The sequence below is a fragment of the Rathayibacter sp. VKM Ac-2803 genome (genome assembly GCF_009807175.1).
GTDB lineage: Bacteria > Actinomycetota > Actinomycetes > Actinomycetales > Microbacteriaceae > Rathayibacter.
Genome location: NZ_WUCD01000001.1, coordinates 3703048 through 3718029, shown reverse-complemented (window position 1 = coordinate 3718029; position 14982 = coordinate 3703048). Strand labels below are relative to the sequence as shown.

Below are 14982 nucleotides of genomic sequence, written 5' to 3'. Positions count from 1 at the left end.
TCAGTGCCGCCGCACCCCGAACAGCGGCAGGGTGACCGAGCAGAGCGGGCCGATCAGGGCCGCGAAGAGCAGCGTGCCGAGGCCGACGTCGCCGCCGAGTGCCCAGCCGGTGAGCAGCACGGTGACCTCGACGCCCGAGCGCGCGATCCAGATCGGCAGCCCGGTGCGCGCGTGCAGCCCGGTCATCAGACCGTCGCGCGGGCCGGGCCCGAGGCGCGCGCCGATGTAGATGCCGCTGGCGATCGCGAGCAGCAGCAGTCCGCCGGCGAACATCAGCGCGCGGCCCCACCACAGCTCCGGCGCGGGGAGCACGGCGATCCCGACGTCGATCATCGTCCCGACGACCAGCACGTTGAGCACCGTGCCGAGCCCCGGCCGCTGCCGGAGAGGGATCCACAGCAGCAGCACGAGCAGGCCGATCACGTTGGTGAGCAGTCCGATCCCCAGTCCGGTCTGGCGTGAGAGGCCCTGCGAGAAGACGGTCCACGGGTCCACTCCGATTCCGGCGCGGATCATCATCGCGTCGGCGAACCCGTAGAGCATCAGCCCGATCAGCAGCCGCGGGACGGGTCGCCAGCGCCACTGGCTCAGGGGAGGGGCGGCGACGAGCGTCGGGGCGGTGCTGGCGGTCATGGCCCCATCCCACCCCACGATTGGCCTTCCCGGCGCGGTCCAATCCGGCTACCTTGGACGCATGGCTGATGTCCACTTCGGCGTGCGCGCCCTGCGGACCCTCCTCGGCGACTGGCGCGAGCAGCGCGGCACGCGACCCGCGTACCTCGCGCTCGCCGACCGCATCCGCCTCCTGAGCATCGACGGGCGGATCCCGACCGACAGCCGGCTGCCCGCCGAGCGCGAGCTGTCGACCCGGCTCGGCGTCAGCCGCACCACGGTGGCGGCCGCCTACCGGGAGCTCCGCGAGAGCGGCTACCTGGTCAGCGTCCGCGGCTCCGGCAGTGTGACCCGCCTCCCGGGGGCGGCCGTCCACGCGGTGCCCTCGCTCGCGCCCGACTTCCTCGACTTCACCAAGGCGGCGCTCCCCGCCGTTCCCGAGCTCGCCGAGGCCTACGGCCGCGCGGCCGATCGGATGGCGGAGCACTTCGACGCCGGCTCCTACGACACCGTCGGCCTGCCGATCCTCCGTCGCGCGATCGCCGACCGCTACACGCAGCGGGGGCTCCGCACCGAGCCCGGCCAGATCATGGTGACGATCGGCGCCCAGCACGCCATCGCCCTCGTCGCCCGGACCCTGCTCGCCCGCGGCGACCGCGCCCTGATCGAGGCGCCAACCTACCCGCACGCCTACGAGGCGCTGCGTCTCGCGGGTGCCCGGCTCGTGCCGGTCAACGTCGACGGCGCCGACGGCTGGGACGGCGAGGGCCTGCTCGCCGCGCTCCGCGGCACCAGCCCCTCGCTCGCCTACCTGATGCCCGACTTCCACAACCCGACGGGCCGCTCGATGGCTCCGGAGCTGCGCGAGCGCGCGATCGCCGCGGCGGCGCGCCAGGGCACGCTGATCATCGCCGACGAGACGACGGCCGAGCTCGACATCGACCGGCGGATGACTCCGCTGCCCTTCGCGGCCTACGGGCCGGAGGGCACAGTCCTCTCGATCGGCTCGGTGGGCAAGACCCTCTGGGGCGGCATCCGCATCGGCTGGATCCGCGCCGATCGCAGCGTCATCCGCAAGCTCGTCGCTGCGCGCAGTGCGGGGGATCTCGGCAGCCCCGTCCTCGAGCAGCTGCTGGTCGCCGACATGCTCGGGCGGATGGACGGCGTGCTCGAGCTGCGCCGCGCCCAGCTCCGCGCCGGCCGCGACCACCTCGAGGAGGCGCTCTCGCGCGCGATCCCGGAGTGGAGCGTCCCGCGGGTCTCGGGCGGCCTCTCGACCTGGGTCGGCCTCGGCCGCCCCGCCAGCTCGCAGCTGGCGCTCGCCGCCCGCACCTCTGGCCTGCTGATCACCGCCGGTCCGCGGTTCGGGATCGACGGAGCCTTCGAGCGCTTCCTCCGCATCCCGATCGGCTACTCGCCCGAGACGACCGACCGCGCGGTCGAGGCGCTCGCCGCCGCGTGGGCGCAGGTCGCCCGGCACCCGGCGGCCGAAGTGGGGTACCTGGCGGACGTCGTCTAGTCGGCGATCATCCCCCGGGGCGACGAATACTCAGCTGGCTGATGGAAGACTCTTAGCGTGCATCTCCTCGCCGTTCTGAGCATGAAGAACCGGGCCCTCATCGCCCTCGTCACCGTCGTCATCGCCGTGTTCGGCGGTGTCGCTCTCACCGGTCTGAAGCAGGAGCTCGCTCCGTCGATCTCGTTCCCGCAGCTCGCGGTGATCTCGAGCTACCCGGGTGCCGCGCCGGAGGTGGTCAACGACGACGTCTCGACGCCGATCGAGACCGCGATCCAGGGCGTGCCGGGGCTCGAGACGACGAGCGCGACCTCGTCGACGAACTCGTCGCTGATCTCGGCGTCCTTCGTCTACGGCACCGACCTCGCGACCGCCGAGCAGAAGATCCTGCAGGCGATCAACCGCATCAAGAGCACGCTGCCCGAGGGCGTCGACCCCCAGGTCGTCACCGGCTCGTTCGACGACCTGCCCGTGCTGCAGCTCGCGGTCTCGAGCGACGGAGACGCGAAGGCACTCGCGAGCACCCTGCGCACCTCCGTCATCCCCGATCTCGAGAAGGTCGACGGAGTGCGCGAGGTCGCGCTGGTCGGCGAGAGCGCCCAGCGCGTCACCATCACTCCCGACGATGCGCAGCTGGCCGCAGCCGGACTCACGGTGAACGACATCCGCACCGCCCTGCAGCAGAACGGCGTGCTCGTCGCCGGCGGCGAGATCACCCAGGACGGCTCGACCTTCTCGGTGCAGTCGGGCGTCAAGCTCGGCTCGACGGACGACATCGCCTCCCTCCCGCTGCTGCCCTCGCTCACGGGAGCCTCCGCGCTGCAGGCCGCGCCCACCGTCACGACCGTCGGCGCCGTCGCCGCGGTCGCCCTGACGGACGCCCCGATCACCTCGATCTCGCGGGTCAACGGCCAGCCCGCGCTCACGCTCTCGATCACGAAGCTGCCCGCCGCGAACACCGTCGACGTGTCGACCGGCGTCACCGCGCTGCTGCCCGACCTCGAGGCCTCCCTCGGCGACGGAGCGACATTCACCTCGGTCTTCGACCAGGCCCCCTACATCCAGGACTCGATCGAGTCGCTCGCGCAGGAGGGGGCGCTCGGCCTCGTCTTCGCCGTGCTGGTGATCCTCGTGTTCCTGCTGTCGGTGCGCTCGACGCTCGTCACCGCGATCTCGATCCCGACCTCGGTGCTGATCACCTTCATCGGCTTGCAGACCGCGGGCTACACGCTGAACATCCTCACGCTCGGCGCCCTGACGATCGCGATCGGCCGCGTGGTCGACGACTCCATCGTGGTCATCGAGAACATCAAGCGGCACCTCGACGCGGGGGAGGAGCGCGCGGCCACGATCGCCGTCGCCGTGCGCGAGGTCGCCGGAGCGATCACCGCCTCCACCATCACGACCGTCGCCGTGTTCCTGCCGATCTCGTTCGTCGGCGGCACCACGGGCGAGCTGTTCCGGCCCTTCGCCCTGACCGTCACGATCGCGCTGCTCGCCTCCCTGGTCGTCGCGCTGACGATCGTGCCGGTGCTGGCCTACTGGTTCCTCCGCCCCTCCAAGCGCGCCGGAGTGCGCGAGGCGGCCCAGGCGGCGCTCGCCGAGGAGCGCAGCGCGGCGGGCGAGCAGACCGCGCACGAGGAGGCACCGCCGCGCCACGGTGCCCACGCCGCCCCCCGCCGCGGCTCCGCGCTGCAGCGCGTCTACGGACCGGTCATCGGCTGGACGCTGCGCCACTCCGTCACGACGGTGCTGCTCGCCCTGCTCGTGCTCGTGGGCACCGGCGCGCTCTACCCGCTGATGAAGACGAACTTCCTCGGCTCCAGCGGCCAGAACACCTTCACCGTCACCCAGACCGTCCCGGTCGGGCAGAGCCTCGACGCGCAGGATGTGACCGCCCAGCAGGCGAGCGCCGCGATCCTCGACGTCGGCGGGGTCGAGACCGTGCAGCTCTCGATCGGCTCGTCCGGCGGCGGCCTGCAGAGCGCCTTCGGCGGCGGCGGAGGCGGCTCCTCCATCCGCTACTCGGTCACCACCGACGAGTCGGCCGATCAGGAGGTCGTGCAGTCCGACGTCCGCGACGCGCTCGGCGCGATCGCCTCGCCCGACGACATCAGCGTCGCCGCCTCGTCCGGCTTCGGCGCCTCCTCGGACATCGAGGTCGACCTCTCGAGCGCGTCGCAGAGCGATCTGCAGGGCGCGAACGACACCCTGCTCGAGGCGCTGCGCGGCACCGACGGCATCAGCCAGGCCGAGAGCAACCTCTCCTCCTCGCTGCCCTACATCGCGGTCCGCGTCGACCGGGCGGCGGCGGCGGAGGCGGGACTCAGCGAGGTCGCGGTCGGCACGCTCGTCAGTCAGGCCCTGCAGCCCACCCAGGTCGGCAGTGTCGTGATCGACGACCGGACGCTCTCGGTCTACCTGGCCGACGCGCAGCCTCCGGCGACCCTCGACGCACTGTCGGCCCTGCCGATCCCGACCCGCGCCGGCGAGGTGGCGCTCTCGACGCTCGCCACGGTCGAGCAGACGAACGGCCCCGCGAGCATCACCACCGAGCGCGGGCAGCGCACGGCGACGATCACCGTGACCCCCGAGGGCGACGACCTCGCCTCCGCGAACGTCGCCGTGCAGTCGGCGATCGACGACACCGACCTGCCGGCCGGCGTCTCGGCCTCGCTCGGCGGCGTCACCGCCGACCAGAGCGACGCGTTCTCGCAGCTCGGGATCGCGCTGCTGGTGGCGATCCTGATCGTCTACGTGGTGATGGTCGCGACCTTCCGCTCGCTGCTGCAGCCGCTGCTCCTGCTGGTGTCGGTGCCGTTCGCGGCGACCGGGGCTATCGCCCTGCAGGTCATCACGGGCGTGCCGCTCGGCGTGCCGTCGCTGATCGGCGTGCTGATGCTGATCGGCATCGTGGTGACCAACGCGATCGTGCTCGTCGACCTGGTGAACCAGTACCGCGAGCGCGGGATGCCGGTGCGGGAGGCGCTGCTGCACGGCACCGAGCGGCGGCTCCGCCCCATCCTGATGACCGCCCTCGCGACGATCTTCGCCCTGCTGCCGATGGCGCTCGGGATCACCGGTCACGGCGGCTTCATCTCGCAACCGCTGGCGATCGTCGTGATCGGCGGACTCGTGTCCTCGACCGTGCTGACCCTCGTCGTGCTGCCCGTCGTCTACAACCTGGTCGAGGGGTATCGTGAGCGGCGGCGTGCCGCTCGCGCCGAGGGGGCATCGGCATGAGTCGCATGAGCACGGCCGACACGACCACGATCGGCTCCCGCTGGAAGAGCGGTCCCGAGCGGGCCGCTGCGGTCCTGGCCGAGGTGGGCCCCGAGCGCTTCGTCGATCCCGACTTCCGCCCCGGCACCCTCCGGCACATCGTGCTCTTCCGCTTCCGGCCGACGGCGCTCGTCTCCGAGGTCGACGCGGTGACGGAGCGCTTCGTGGCGCTCGCCGATGAGTGCGTCCGCGACGGGAAGCCGTACATCGTCTCGCTCGAGACCGGTCCGCAGCTCAGCTCCGAGGGCGCGGGCGAGGGCTTCGACCGCGCGTTCCTGCTGACCTTCGCGTCGGAGGGCGACCTCAACTACTACCTCGGCCGCCCGGCGGTCGACGGCCCCGGCCTGTTCGATCCGGCGCACGACGCCTTCAAGGCGTTCGTCGGGCCGTTCCTCGACACGGCGGGCGTCGTGGCGTTCGACTTCCGGCCCGAGTCGCGCCTGGACTGACTCGGATGGCGACCCCCGAGTTCATCCTGCGGCTGCGCGAGCGGATCGGCACCGAGCTGCTCTGGCTGACGGGCGTCACCGCGGTGATCCTCCGCGAGGATCACGTGCTGCTCGTCCGCCGCTCCGACACCGGCGCGTGGACCCCGGTGACCGGCGTCATCGACCCGGGTGAGACCGTCGCCGCGACCGCCGTGCGCGAGGCGCTGGAGGAGACGGGCGTCGTCATCGAGGTCGAGCGCCTCGTCTGGGTGCACACCCTCGCGCCGATGCAGTACCCCAACGGCGACCGCGCGCAGTACCTCGACCACACCGTCCGCGCCCGCTACGTCTCGGGCGAGGCGCACGTCGCCGACGAGGAGTCGAGCGAGGTCGGCTGGTTCGCGCTCGACGCGCTGCCGCCGATGTCGGCGGACCACCGCGAGCGGATCGCGCGGGCGCTGTCGGACTCGGGGGAGTGCGCGCTCGACTGAGGCGCGAGGCGGCTCGAGCCGACAGGGCTCGAGCCTTCGTCGTGCGGCTCGACCGCGTCAGACGTGCTCCGACACGAGCACCGCGGTCGTGCCCGGCTCGAGGGCGTCGAACACGTGCTGCTCGTCGCCCGGGTACGAGAGGTAGTCGCCCGGCCCGAGCTCGACCGGCTCGTCGGCCGGGCCGACGCGGGCGCGGCCGGTCGAGAGCACGACGTGCTCGACGGTGCCGCGGGCGTGCGGGGCGGAGTCGCGCGCGGTGCCGGGCCCGCCCGCGACGAGGTAGACGTCGCGGCGCGCTCCGGGCGGGCAGGCGCTGAGCAGGGTCGCGACGTAGTCGGCCGTCGCGGAGGCGATGCGCGGCCCGTCGCCCGCGCGGATCAGCTGGACGGTGCGCCGCGGCGGCTCGACGAGGTGCGAGAACGGGACTCCGAGGGCGCCGCCGAGCGCCCAGAGCGTCTCGAGGTTCGGGTTTCCCTCGCCCGCCTCCAGCTGCGAGAGGGTCGACTTCGCGATGCCGGCGCGGCGCGCGATCTCGGAGATGCTCAGGCCGAGGCGGCCGCGCTCGCGGCGGAGGGCGGCGGCCACCAGGTCGCGGGGGGATTCGGTCACTTCGTTCGGCTTCCTGATCGAGCGTTCGACTTGACGAACGCAAGGGGCGACGGCACGATGGCCGCATGTCCATCATATGCGCCGCGCGTTCGCTCCTCCGAACACTCACAGTCGCCGATCGGCGCGCCATCGCCCTCGTCGGTGCCTCCGTCGCGGTGGTCGGCGTCTCGTACGGGCTCGGCGCGGCCGGCGCGGGCTTCCCGCTCTGGCAGATCCTGCTGCTCGCCGTGGCGGTCTTCGGCGCATCCGCCGAGATCCTGTTCGTCGGAGTGATCGCCGCCGGAGGCGCACCGCTCGCCGCCGCGCTCGCCGCGCTGCTCGTCAACGCGCGCGCCCTGCCCTACGGGATGACAGTGGGCGCCTTCCTGCCGAGCGGTCCCCTCCGCCTCGTCGGCGCGCACCTGGCGAACGACGAGACCGTCGCGCTGGCGATGTCGGGCGGGACGCGCGAGCGCCGCCGCGCGCTGTTCTGGACGTCGGGCGCGGTCGTCGCGCTCGCCTGGCCGCTCGGCGCTCTCGTCGGAGCCCTGCTCGGCGCCGTGGTCGCCGACCCGGCAGTGCTCGGGCTCGACGCCGTGTTCCCCGCCGTCCTGCTCGCCCTCGCGCTTCCGTCCCTGCGGCGGGCGCGGACCGCTGCCGCAGCGACGGCCGGGGGAGTGGTCGCGCTCGCGGTCCTGCCGATCGCTCCGCTCGGCCTCGCGCCCGTGCTGGCCCTCACCGGCCTCGTCGTCGCGGGGAGGCGCGCGTGAGCACCGCGGCGGTCACCCTCGGCATCGCGGTCCTCGCCGTCGGCAGCTTCGCCCTCCGCGCGGGCGGCGCCGCGTTCGGCGACCGGGTCGACCTCGGTGAGGCGACCGGGCGCCTCCTCGACCGCGGCACGGTGGTGCTGCTCGTCGCCGTCGCCCTCGTCTCGACCCTTGCCGACGGCACCGAGCCGGCCCCCGCCTCCCGGGCGGTCGGCGTCGCGGCAGGAGTGGCGGCCGCGCTGCTGCGCGCGCCGCTCGTCGTCGTCGTGCTGACGGCGGCACTGGTGACCGCGCTGCTGCGGTGGTGATTGCGCGTCACCCCGGTGCTGCCGGTCAGATCGCCTTCGCGAAGCAGACGCCCGAGACATCGCCGACGTGGGCCCCGAATCCGTCGATCTCGATGAAGCCCAGTGCGGAGGCGGTGGCGATCGCCTCGGTCGCCCCGACGGGGACGCGGAACCGCATCGTGCGGATCCGCTGGACCCTCGCCCAGGCCTCGGCCGCGGTGACCAGTCGCCGGGCGACTCCCGCGCGTCGCGCCGCGGGCAGCACCGTCGCCGCGAGCAGCTCGGCGAAGTCGTCGGGCCCCGGCGCGAGCGCGAGCGCACCGAGCAGCTGCCCGCCGGAGTCGCGCGCCGCGAAGGCGCGGGCGTGCCGCGGGGGAGGCGGCGTCAGCAGCGCCGCGAGATCGGCCGCGTCCCCGCGCTCGAGTCGGACGACGATGCCGGCCGTCACGACTCGGGGTCCGTCACTCCGGCGTCGAGTGACAGGGTCTGCTCGGCCGGGGCGTCGAGCTGCGCGTGCAGGAACTCGACGATCGTGCCGCGCAGGGACTCGTCGAGCATGGCGATCGAGTGCGCCGCTCCGGGGACGACCACGAAGTCGACGCTCGCGCCCGCCGCGTCGAGAGCGTCGGCGAACGCGCTCGACTGCGAGAGCGCGATCCGCTCCTCGGCCGAGTGCGCGATCAGGAAGGCGGGCTCCGTGCCGTCGACATGGGCGAGCGGCGACGCCTCCGCCGCCGCGGGGCACGCGGCGAGGTCGGCGCAGTCGAGATACGTGCGCACAGCACCGGCGACCCCCACGACCGGGTCGTCGTCGGCGAGGCCGGCCGCGGTCAGATCGGAGGGGCCGCTGAGGTCGACCACCGCGGCCAGGCGGGACGAGGTCGACTCCCGAGTGCCGAGGAGCGAGACGAGATTGCCGCCGGCCGAGCCGCCGAACGCCGCCACCCGATCGGGGTCGATGCCGAAGCGCTCGGTCTGCGCAGGATCGAGGATCCAGTCGAGCGCGGCCGACACGTCGTCGATCTGCGCGGGGAACACGGCGTCGGGAGCGAGGCGGTAGTTCACCGAGACCGCGACGAAGCCCTCCGAGGCGAGCCACTGGCAGAGCGGCCGCCAGTTGACGTCGGCCTTGTCGCCGCGCGCCCAGCTCCCGCCGTGCACCACGAGCACCGCGGGGAGGGGCGAGGCACCGGCGTCGACCGGCGAGCAGACGTCGAGCGCCTGGCCCGTCGCCTCGTCGTAGACCAGGTCGGCCTCGACCGGGACATCCGGGTACGCGGCGACCGGAGCCGCCCCGGGGGCCTGCGCGATCGGCTCCGACACGGGAGCACTCGAGCATCCGGCGAGCAGCCCCGCGGTGAGCGCCAGGATCGCCGCAGACAGGGCGAAGGATCGCGTGGGTCGGAGAGGCTCGCGCATGGGTGAGACGAGCGTATGCGCCGACAACCCCCCGCGCCTAGAGCAACCCCCTGCTCAGGGGGTGTACAACGGCGCGACCGGCTCGCGCTCCTCGGCCGGAGCCGCGCTCGGCGCCTCCGACTGCAGCCGCACCAGCACCACGCCGACGAGGATCAGCGCCCCGCCCGCGAACTGGATCGGCGCGGGGAGCTCCCCCAGCAGCGCCCAGGCCGCGACGATCGAGAACAGCACCTCGGTGAGCCCGACGAACGAGGCGATCCGCGTGCCGAGCCGCGATCCGCCGGCGATGCCGAGCAGGTACGCGGTGACCGTCGACATGCCCAGGATCACCGCGGCGGGCACCAGCCACGACACCTCCGAGCCGACGAACAGCACGTCGCCGAAGCTCGCTCGCAGCGGCACGATCCCGATGGCTCCGAGGGCCAGGAGGAGCACCGCGCCCACCGTCATCGCGCCGGCCGTGAGGGCGATCGGCGGCAGCTCCGCATCGATCCGCCCGGCGATCACGTAGTAGACGCAGAGGCCGAGGGAGGCGGTGAGCGCCCACGCGACGCCGACCAGCTCGGGAGTGGCCTGGCCCGACAGGTCGAGCACGAGCACCAGCCCCAGCAGGGCGAGCGCGGAGCCCGCGAGGGTGAACCGTCCAGGGTGCCGGCGCGTCCGCGCCCAGGCGAAGAGCACGAGGAACACCGGAGCGAGGTACTCGATCAGCAGGGCGACTCCGACCGACATGTGCTCGATCGCGCTGTAGAAGCAGAGCTGCGCGGCGATGACGGCGAACACTCCGTAGAGCCCGATCGTGCCGACGTTGCGGCGCAGCACGTGCCAGCGGCCCCGGAGGGAGAGGACCGCGGGGACCGCGAGGATCAGCGCCGCGCCTCCCGCTCGCCAGAGCACGGCGGCCGCCGGGGTCCAGCCCGCCTCGAGCAGCGGCTTCACGAAGGGGCCGCCGAGCCCGAAAGCGGCGGCGGCCGCCAGTGCGAGCACGAGGCCCGAACCGAGGCGGCGTGGCTGCGCGGTGGTGGACATGGCTGGCCCTTCATGAGTCAAAGCCGGTTTGCCGGTGACAAGCGGTATGCTCGTGACACTAACCGCCCGCGCTGTCAGGAGTCAACATGGTCTTCGCTCATGACGTCGAAGCGGCCCTCACCGCGACCGCCGTCCTCGTCAACACGCTCCCCGAGCTCTCGCCGTCGGGTGAGGACGAACTGGTCACCCTCGAGCAGCTCGAGGACTTCGTGCTCGACAACCGCTACACGGGCAGTCGCGAGCACTCGCCCGACGAGCTCGAGGCGGTCCGCGGAATCCGTGCGCCGCTCCGGGCGCTCTGGCTGAGCCTGGCCGAGGAGGACCTCGTCGCCCTCGTCAACGCGATGCTCGAGGACGCGCCGGCCCTTCCGCAGCTCGTCCGCCACGGCATCTACGGCTGGCACCTGCACGCCACCCGCGACGAGAGCCCGCTCGCCACCCGCATCGTCGTCGAGGCGGCCATGGCGTTCGTCGACGTCGTCCGCGGTGACGAGCGCGACCGCATCCGCCTCTGCGCCGCCGACGACTGCGAAGCCGTGCTCGTCGACCTCTCGCGCAACCGCTCCAAGCGCTACTGCGACACCGGCAACTGCGGCAACCGCGCGAACGTCGCGGCGTACCGGGCGCGGCGGGCCTCGGAGTAGCGGGACCTAGCCAGCGGCAGCCTGCGCCTGTAGACTCCTGCGGTCGGCTCTTGACTCCGTGCGCTGACGCGCGGATGGGTTTGTCAGTCAAGCGGGCCGGATCCACGACAGTCGTCGTCGGATAAATCACATGTGTGAATCGGCCCCGATCAGCGATCGCCCGCTCGGCACTCTCGTCCACGAGAGCAGGAGCGGCCTGTCGCCCGGGTTCTCGCAGGCCTGCGCTCGAACGCCCCCACGAGGGTGCTGATCGCCGCAGTCTGCTCGCGCACGACCTGAACCCAGGAAGCAGCAGTCATGCCCAAGAACAAGAAGCCCGCCGGCGGGCGCCCCGCCAAGAACTTCGAGCCCAACCGCTTCGGCGCGTCCAGCGGCAAGTCGCAGCTCGGAGGCCGCTCTCGCTTCCCCGCCGCGAAGCCCGGTGCGCGCAGCGAGGGCCACCGCGGCTACCGCCCCGTCGACGAGAACGCGCCCAAGAAGGCGCGCTGGAACGCCGACGAGCGCGCCGAGCGCGCGTCCGAGCGGAGCGAGCGCCCCGAGGAGCGCCGCAGCTACGACCGCAGCGAGCGCCCGGCGCGCTCGTTCGACCGCGACGCCCGGCCCGCGCGCTCGTTCGACCGCAGCGAGCGTCCTGGGCGCTCGTTCGACCGCGACGAGCGCCCCGCGCGAAGCTCCGACCGCACCGAGCGTCCGGCGCGCGGCTACGACCGTGACGCCCGTCCGGCGCGTTCGAACTACCGTGATGAGCGCCCGGCCCGCTCGTACGATCGCGATGCCCGCCCGGCGCGCTCCAACGACCGTGATGAGCGGCCCGCCCGCTCCTACGACCGCGACTCCCGCCCGGCGCGTTCGCACGACCGCGCCGAGCGCCCGGTTCGCAGCTACGACCGCACCGAGCGTCCGACGCGTGGCTACGACCGCGACGCCCGCCCGGCGCGTTCGCACGATCGCGATGAGCGTCCGGCGCGCAGCTACGGCCGCGACGAGCGCCCCGCGCGTTCGAACGACCGCGATGAGCGACCCGCTCGCAGCTACGACCGCGATGCCCGCCCCGCCCGCTCGTTCGACCGCGACACCCGTCCCGCCCGCTCGCACGATCGCGGCGACCGCCCGACGCGGAGCTTCGACCGTCACGACAAGCCCTCGCGCCGCGACTCCGGTTCGGACTTCTACCCGAGCCGCACCTCGCGCTCGGGCCACCAGGCCGACGACGTCGTGCTCGAGCGCCTCGAGGCGACCTCGACCCTCGCGGTCGACGTCGAGGGCGTCACCTTCGGCGACCTCGGCCTGGGTGCCAACATCGTTCGTCAGCTGACCGAGATGGGGGCGGCCGCGCCGTTCCCGATCCAGGCCGCGACCATCCCCGAGGTGCTCGCCGGCAAGGACGTCCTCGGCCGCGGAAAGACCGGCTCGGGCAAGACGATCGCGTTCGGCGCCCCCGTCGTCGAGCGCCTCATGGAGAACAACGGAGCCAAGGGTCGCAAGCCCGGCCGCGCACCCCGCGCGCTGATCCTCGCGCCCACCCGTGAACTGGCCATGCAGATCGACCGCACGATCCAGCCGATCGCGCGCTCCGTCGGCCTCTTCACGGCGACCATCTACGGCGGCGTCCCTCAGTACAAGCAGGTCGGCGCCCTCCAGCGCGGGGTCGACATCATCATCGCGACGCCGGGTCGCCTCGAGGACCTCATCGAGCAGGGTCGCCTCGACCTCTCGAGCATCACGATCACGGTGCTCGACGAGGCCGACCACATGTGCGACCTCGGCTTCCTCGAGCCGGTGCAGCGCATCCTCCGCGGCACGGCGACCGGCGGCCAGCGCCTGCTGTTCTCGGCGACCCTCGACAAGGGCGTCGCGACGCTCGTCGAGGAGTTCCTCGTGACGCCGAGCGTGCACGAGGTCGCGGGCGAGGACCAGGCGTCCTCGACCATCGACCACCGCGTCCTGCTGATCGAGCACCGAGACAAGGGCCGGATCATCGAGGAGCTCGCCGCTCGCGCAGGCAAGACGCTGATCTTCGCCCGCACGCGCGCGTTCGCGGAGCAGCTCGCTGAGCAGCTCGAGCACGCCGACATCCCCGCGACGAGCCTGCACGGCGACCTCAACCAGTCGCGTCGCACGCGCAACCTCGCATTGCTCACGAGCGGTCGCGTCGACGTCCTCGTGGCGACCGACGTCGCGGCTCGCGGCATCCACGTCGACGACATCGACTTGGTCATCCAGGCCGACGCGCCGGACGAGTACAAGACCTACCTGCACCGCTCCGGCCGCACCGGCCGCGCGGGCAAGAAGGGCACGGTCGTGACGCTCATCACCCGCAACCGCCGCCACCGCATGGAGGAGCTGCTCGAGCGCGCCGAGATCGAGGCCGACATGGTCGCCGCGTTCCCGGGCGATCGCGTGCTGGCCGAGATCAGCGCGCCCGCCGAGTAAGGGCGACAGGCACGGTGAACGGCGCGGATCCTGCGGGGTCCGCGCCGTTCGTCGTCTCGCCGACGCTGGGACCCGGTCTCAGACCGCCGGCGGTGTCTCGTCGAAGCTCGGTCGCGGCGGTGGCCCCGGCGCCTTCCCGAGAAGCACGGTCGGCCGGGTCGTCACGCGTCTCCCGGTCGGTGTCGTCCAGTCCGCGACGCCGTCGGGATGGAGGACGTACGTCCAGCGATCGCCGTGGCGGACGTGGTGATGTCCGGTGCAGAGCGAGGCCAGGTTCTGCAGGGCGGTCTCGCCTCCGTTGCGCCATTCGATCGTGTGATCGGCCTCCGCGGTGGAGGCGGGTCGGGTGCAGCCGGGGAAGCGGCAGGTCTGATCGCGGAGCTGCAGGTGCAGTCGCATGCGCGGCGGAGGGACCCGGTGGGTCCGGCCGACGGAGGTGACGGTCCCGGTGTCCGGGTCGGTCAGGATGCGGGTGAAGGAGGCACCGACTCCGACGAGGTCGCGGGCGACGTCGGCGGGGATCAGTCCGTAGCCGTCGAGGTCGGCCGGCGCGTCGTCGGCAGTGGTGGCGGTGCTCGCGGCGAGCGTCAGCCGCACCTCGGCGCGCACTCCGGACACGAACGTTGCAGCGGCGGTCTCGGGCCCGCTCACGGGGGTCGTGCCGGCGATGTCGCCGTCGGTCAGCAGATCGGCGAGCGCGTCGGCGCGCAGGTGTGCAAGTGTCCGCTCTTCGCTGTCGGTGTGGTCGCGGAGGGTTCTGGCGATGCGGTCGATGCGGTCGAAGGCGCCCATCGTGACCGTGGCCGGCAGCACGGCGCAGAGTGTCGCCATCCCGTCGATCCTCGGGCTCACCCACACGCTCCGATCGGCGCGGGCGCGCACGTGCCGGGCGGCGAGCGGTTCGTCGTGCAGCTCGTCCCGCATCCGCATGACAGCCCTCTGCAGCTGCGAGGGAGTCGCGGTCAGCGCCACCTCGGCCGCGCGCTCGTCGAACTCGATCAGCGACGCCTGCGGGAGGGTGAGTGCGGTGTCGCAGATCACCTCGCTCGCCTCCCACAGGATCGCGCCGGCCGCGAGAGCGGCGCGGGTGCGCGGGAGCTCCTCGGTCAGCAGCTGCGCATGAGCGAGAGTGCGCGTGATGAGCCGTTCGGTGGTCCGCATCGCGACCGCCAGATCCGCCCTGATCGACCTCTCGAACAGATCATCGGATCCCCTGCGGGGCAGGCGGGTACCGAGCGCGAACGCCTCCGGGATCAACCGCGCCGCCCGGTACGCCGCGTACAGCCCTGTGGCGCGGGTGAGGGATGCGAGAGACGACATGACGCCCGCGGCGACGGCGACGTCGGTGAGCGCTCTGACCGTGTCGGGCGTCACCTCCGGCGCTGCTTCCTTGCCTGTTCTCTCCATGTGGACATCGAATCAGAGAGGTCCGCCACCGGACCGGCCGCCGGCTCCGAACGGGACGACTCGCCCTCGCATCGTGCCT

Annotated in this window: 14 protein-coding genes; 8 read left to right on the top strand and 6 right to left on the bottom strand. The window is 72.9% G+C overall.

Annotated features, from left to right (window positions below; all coding sequences use genetic code 11):
- Window positions 1-543 (bottom strand): membrane protein YczE, encoded by a 543-nt coding sequence (gene yczE / locus GRS96_RS17475; protein ID WP_159853258.1) that lies wholly within the window; start codon window positions 541-543, stop codon window positions 1-3.
- Between the two features lie 151 nt (window positions 544-694).
- Here yczE and yczR point away from each other — a divergent pair, with 151 nt between their 5' ends.
- From yczR to GRS96_RS17455, 4 genes are read left to right on the top strand one after another with little or no spacing between them, the layout of a single operon-like run.
- Window positions 695-2131 (top strand): MocR-like transcription factor YczR, encoded by a 1437-nt coding sequence (yczR, locus tag GRS96_RS17470; protein WP_159989070.1) that lies wholly within the window; start codon window positions 695-697, stop codon window positions 2129-2131.
- Between the two features lie 57 nt (window positions 2132-2188).
- Window positions 2189-5371 carry an efflux RND transporter permease subunit gene (locus GRS96_RS17465; protein WP_159989069.1) on the top strand — a complete coding sequence of 1061 codons (3183 nt, stop codon included), beginning with the start codon at window positions 2189-2191 and terminating at the stop codon, window positions 5369-5371.
- 5 nt (window positions 5372-5376) lie between these two features.
- A complete protein-coding gene (locus GRS96_RS17460; RefSeq protein WP_159852686.1) occupies window positions 5377-5859 on the top strand; it encodes a Dabb family protein in 483 nt (160 codons plus the stop codon).
- A 5-nt stretch (window positions 5860-5864) separates the two neighbouring features.
- A complete protein-coding gene (locus GRS96_RS17455) occupies window positions 5865-6329 on the top strand; it encodes an NUDIX hydrolase (RefSeq protein WP_159852684.1) in 465 nt (154 codons plus the stop codon).
- 57 nt (window positions 6330-6386) lie between these two features.
- On the opposite strand, the gene GRS96_RS17450 is transcribed toward GRS96_RS17455, so the two are convergent.
- Window positions 6387-6938 (bottom strand): helix-turn-helix domain-containing protein, encoded by a 552-nt coding sequence (locus GRS96_RS17450; protein ID WP_204162105.1) that lies wholly within the window; start codon window positions 6936-6938, stop codon window positions 6387-6389.
- 65 nt (window positions 6939-7003) lie between these two features.
- Here GRS96_RS17450 and GRS96_RS17445 point away from each other — a divergent pair, with 65 nt between their 5' ends.
- Window positions 7004-7687 carry an AzlC family ABC transporter permease gene (locus tag GRS96_RS17445; RefSeq protein WP_159989068.1) on the top strand — a complete coding sequence of 228 codons (684 nt, stop codon included), beginning with the start codon at window positions 7004-7006 and terminating at the stop codon, window positions 7685-7687.
- Complete coding sequence (locus tag GRS96_RS17440) at window positions 7684-7992, top strand: AzlD domain-containing protein (RefSeq protein WP_159989067.1); 309 nt, start codon at window positions 7684-7686, stop codon at window positions 7990-7992. Before GRS96_RS17445 ends, GRS96_RS17440 begins: the two co-directional genes overlap by 4 nt.
- Window positions 7993-8017: 25 nt before the next feature.
- On the opposite strand, the gene GRS96_RS17435 is transcribed toward GRS96_RS17440, so the two are convergent.
- From GRS96_RS17435 to GRS96_RS17425, 3 genes are read right to left on the bottom strand one after another with little or no spacing between them, the layout of a single operon-like run.
- Entirely contained in the window at window positions 8018-8419 is a 402-nt protein-coding gene (locus tag GRS96_RS17435) for a GNAT family N-acetyltransferase (protein WP_159852678.1), read from the bottom strand.
- The gene (locus GRS96_RS17430; RefSeq protein ID WP_159989066.1) at window positions 8416-9390 is read right to left on the bottom strand and encodes an alpha/beta hydrolase; all 975 of its coding nucleotides are present in this window, start codon (window positions 9388-9390) and stop codon (window positions 8416-8418) included. Before GRS96_RS17430 ends, GRS96_RS17435 begins: the two co-directional genes overlap by 4 nt.
- A 54-nt stretch (window positions 9391-9444) precedes the next feature.
- Complete coding sequence (locus tag GRS96_RS17425) at window positions 9445-10419, bottom strand: EamA family transporter (protein WP_159989065.1); 975 nt, start codon at window positions 10417-10419, stop codon at window positions 9445-9447.
- 86 nt (window positions 10420-10505) lie between these two features.
- On the opposite strand from GRS96_RS17425, the gene GRS96_RS17420 reads away from it, so the two are divergent.
- Together GRS96_RS17420 and GRS96_RS17415 are read left to right on the top strand one after the other, a co-directional pair.
- On the top strand, window positions 10506-11063 hold the full coding sequence (locus tag GRS96_RS17420; protein WP_159989064.1) for a CGNR zinc finger domain-containing protein: 558 nt from the start codon (window positions 10506-10508) through the stop codon (window positions 11061-11063).
- 297 nt (window positions 11064-11360) lie between these two features.
- Entirely contained in the window at window positions 11361-13496 is a 2136-nt protein-coding gene (locus GRS96_RS17415; RefSeq protein WP_159989063.1) for a DEAD/DEAH box helicase, read from the top strand.
- 78 nt (window positions 13497-13574) lie between these two features.
- Here the strand turns inward: GRS96_RS17415 and GRS96_RS17410 are convergent, their stop codons facing one another.
- A complete protein-coding gene (locus GRS96_RS17410) occupies window positions 13575-14903 on the bottom strand; it encodes an HNH endonuclease signature motif containing protein (RefSeq protein WP_159989062.1) in 1329 nt (442 codons plus the stop codon).
- Between the last annotated feature and the right edge of the window lie 79 nt (window positions 14904-14982).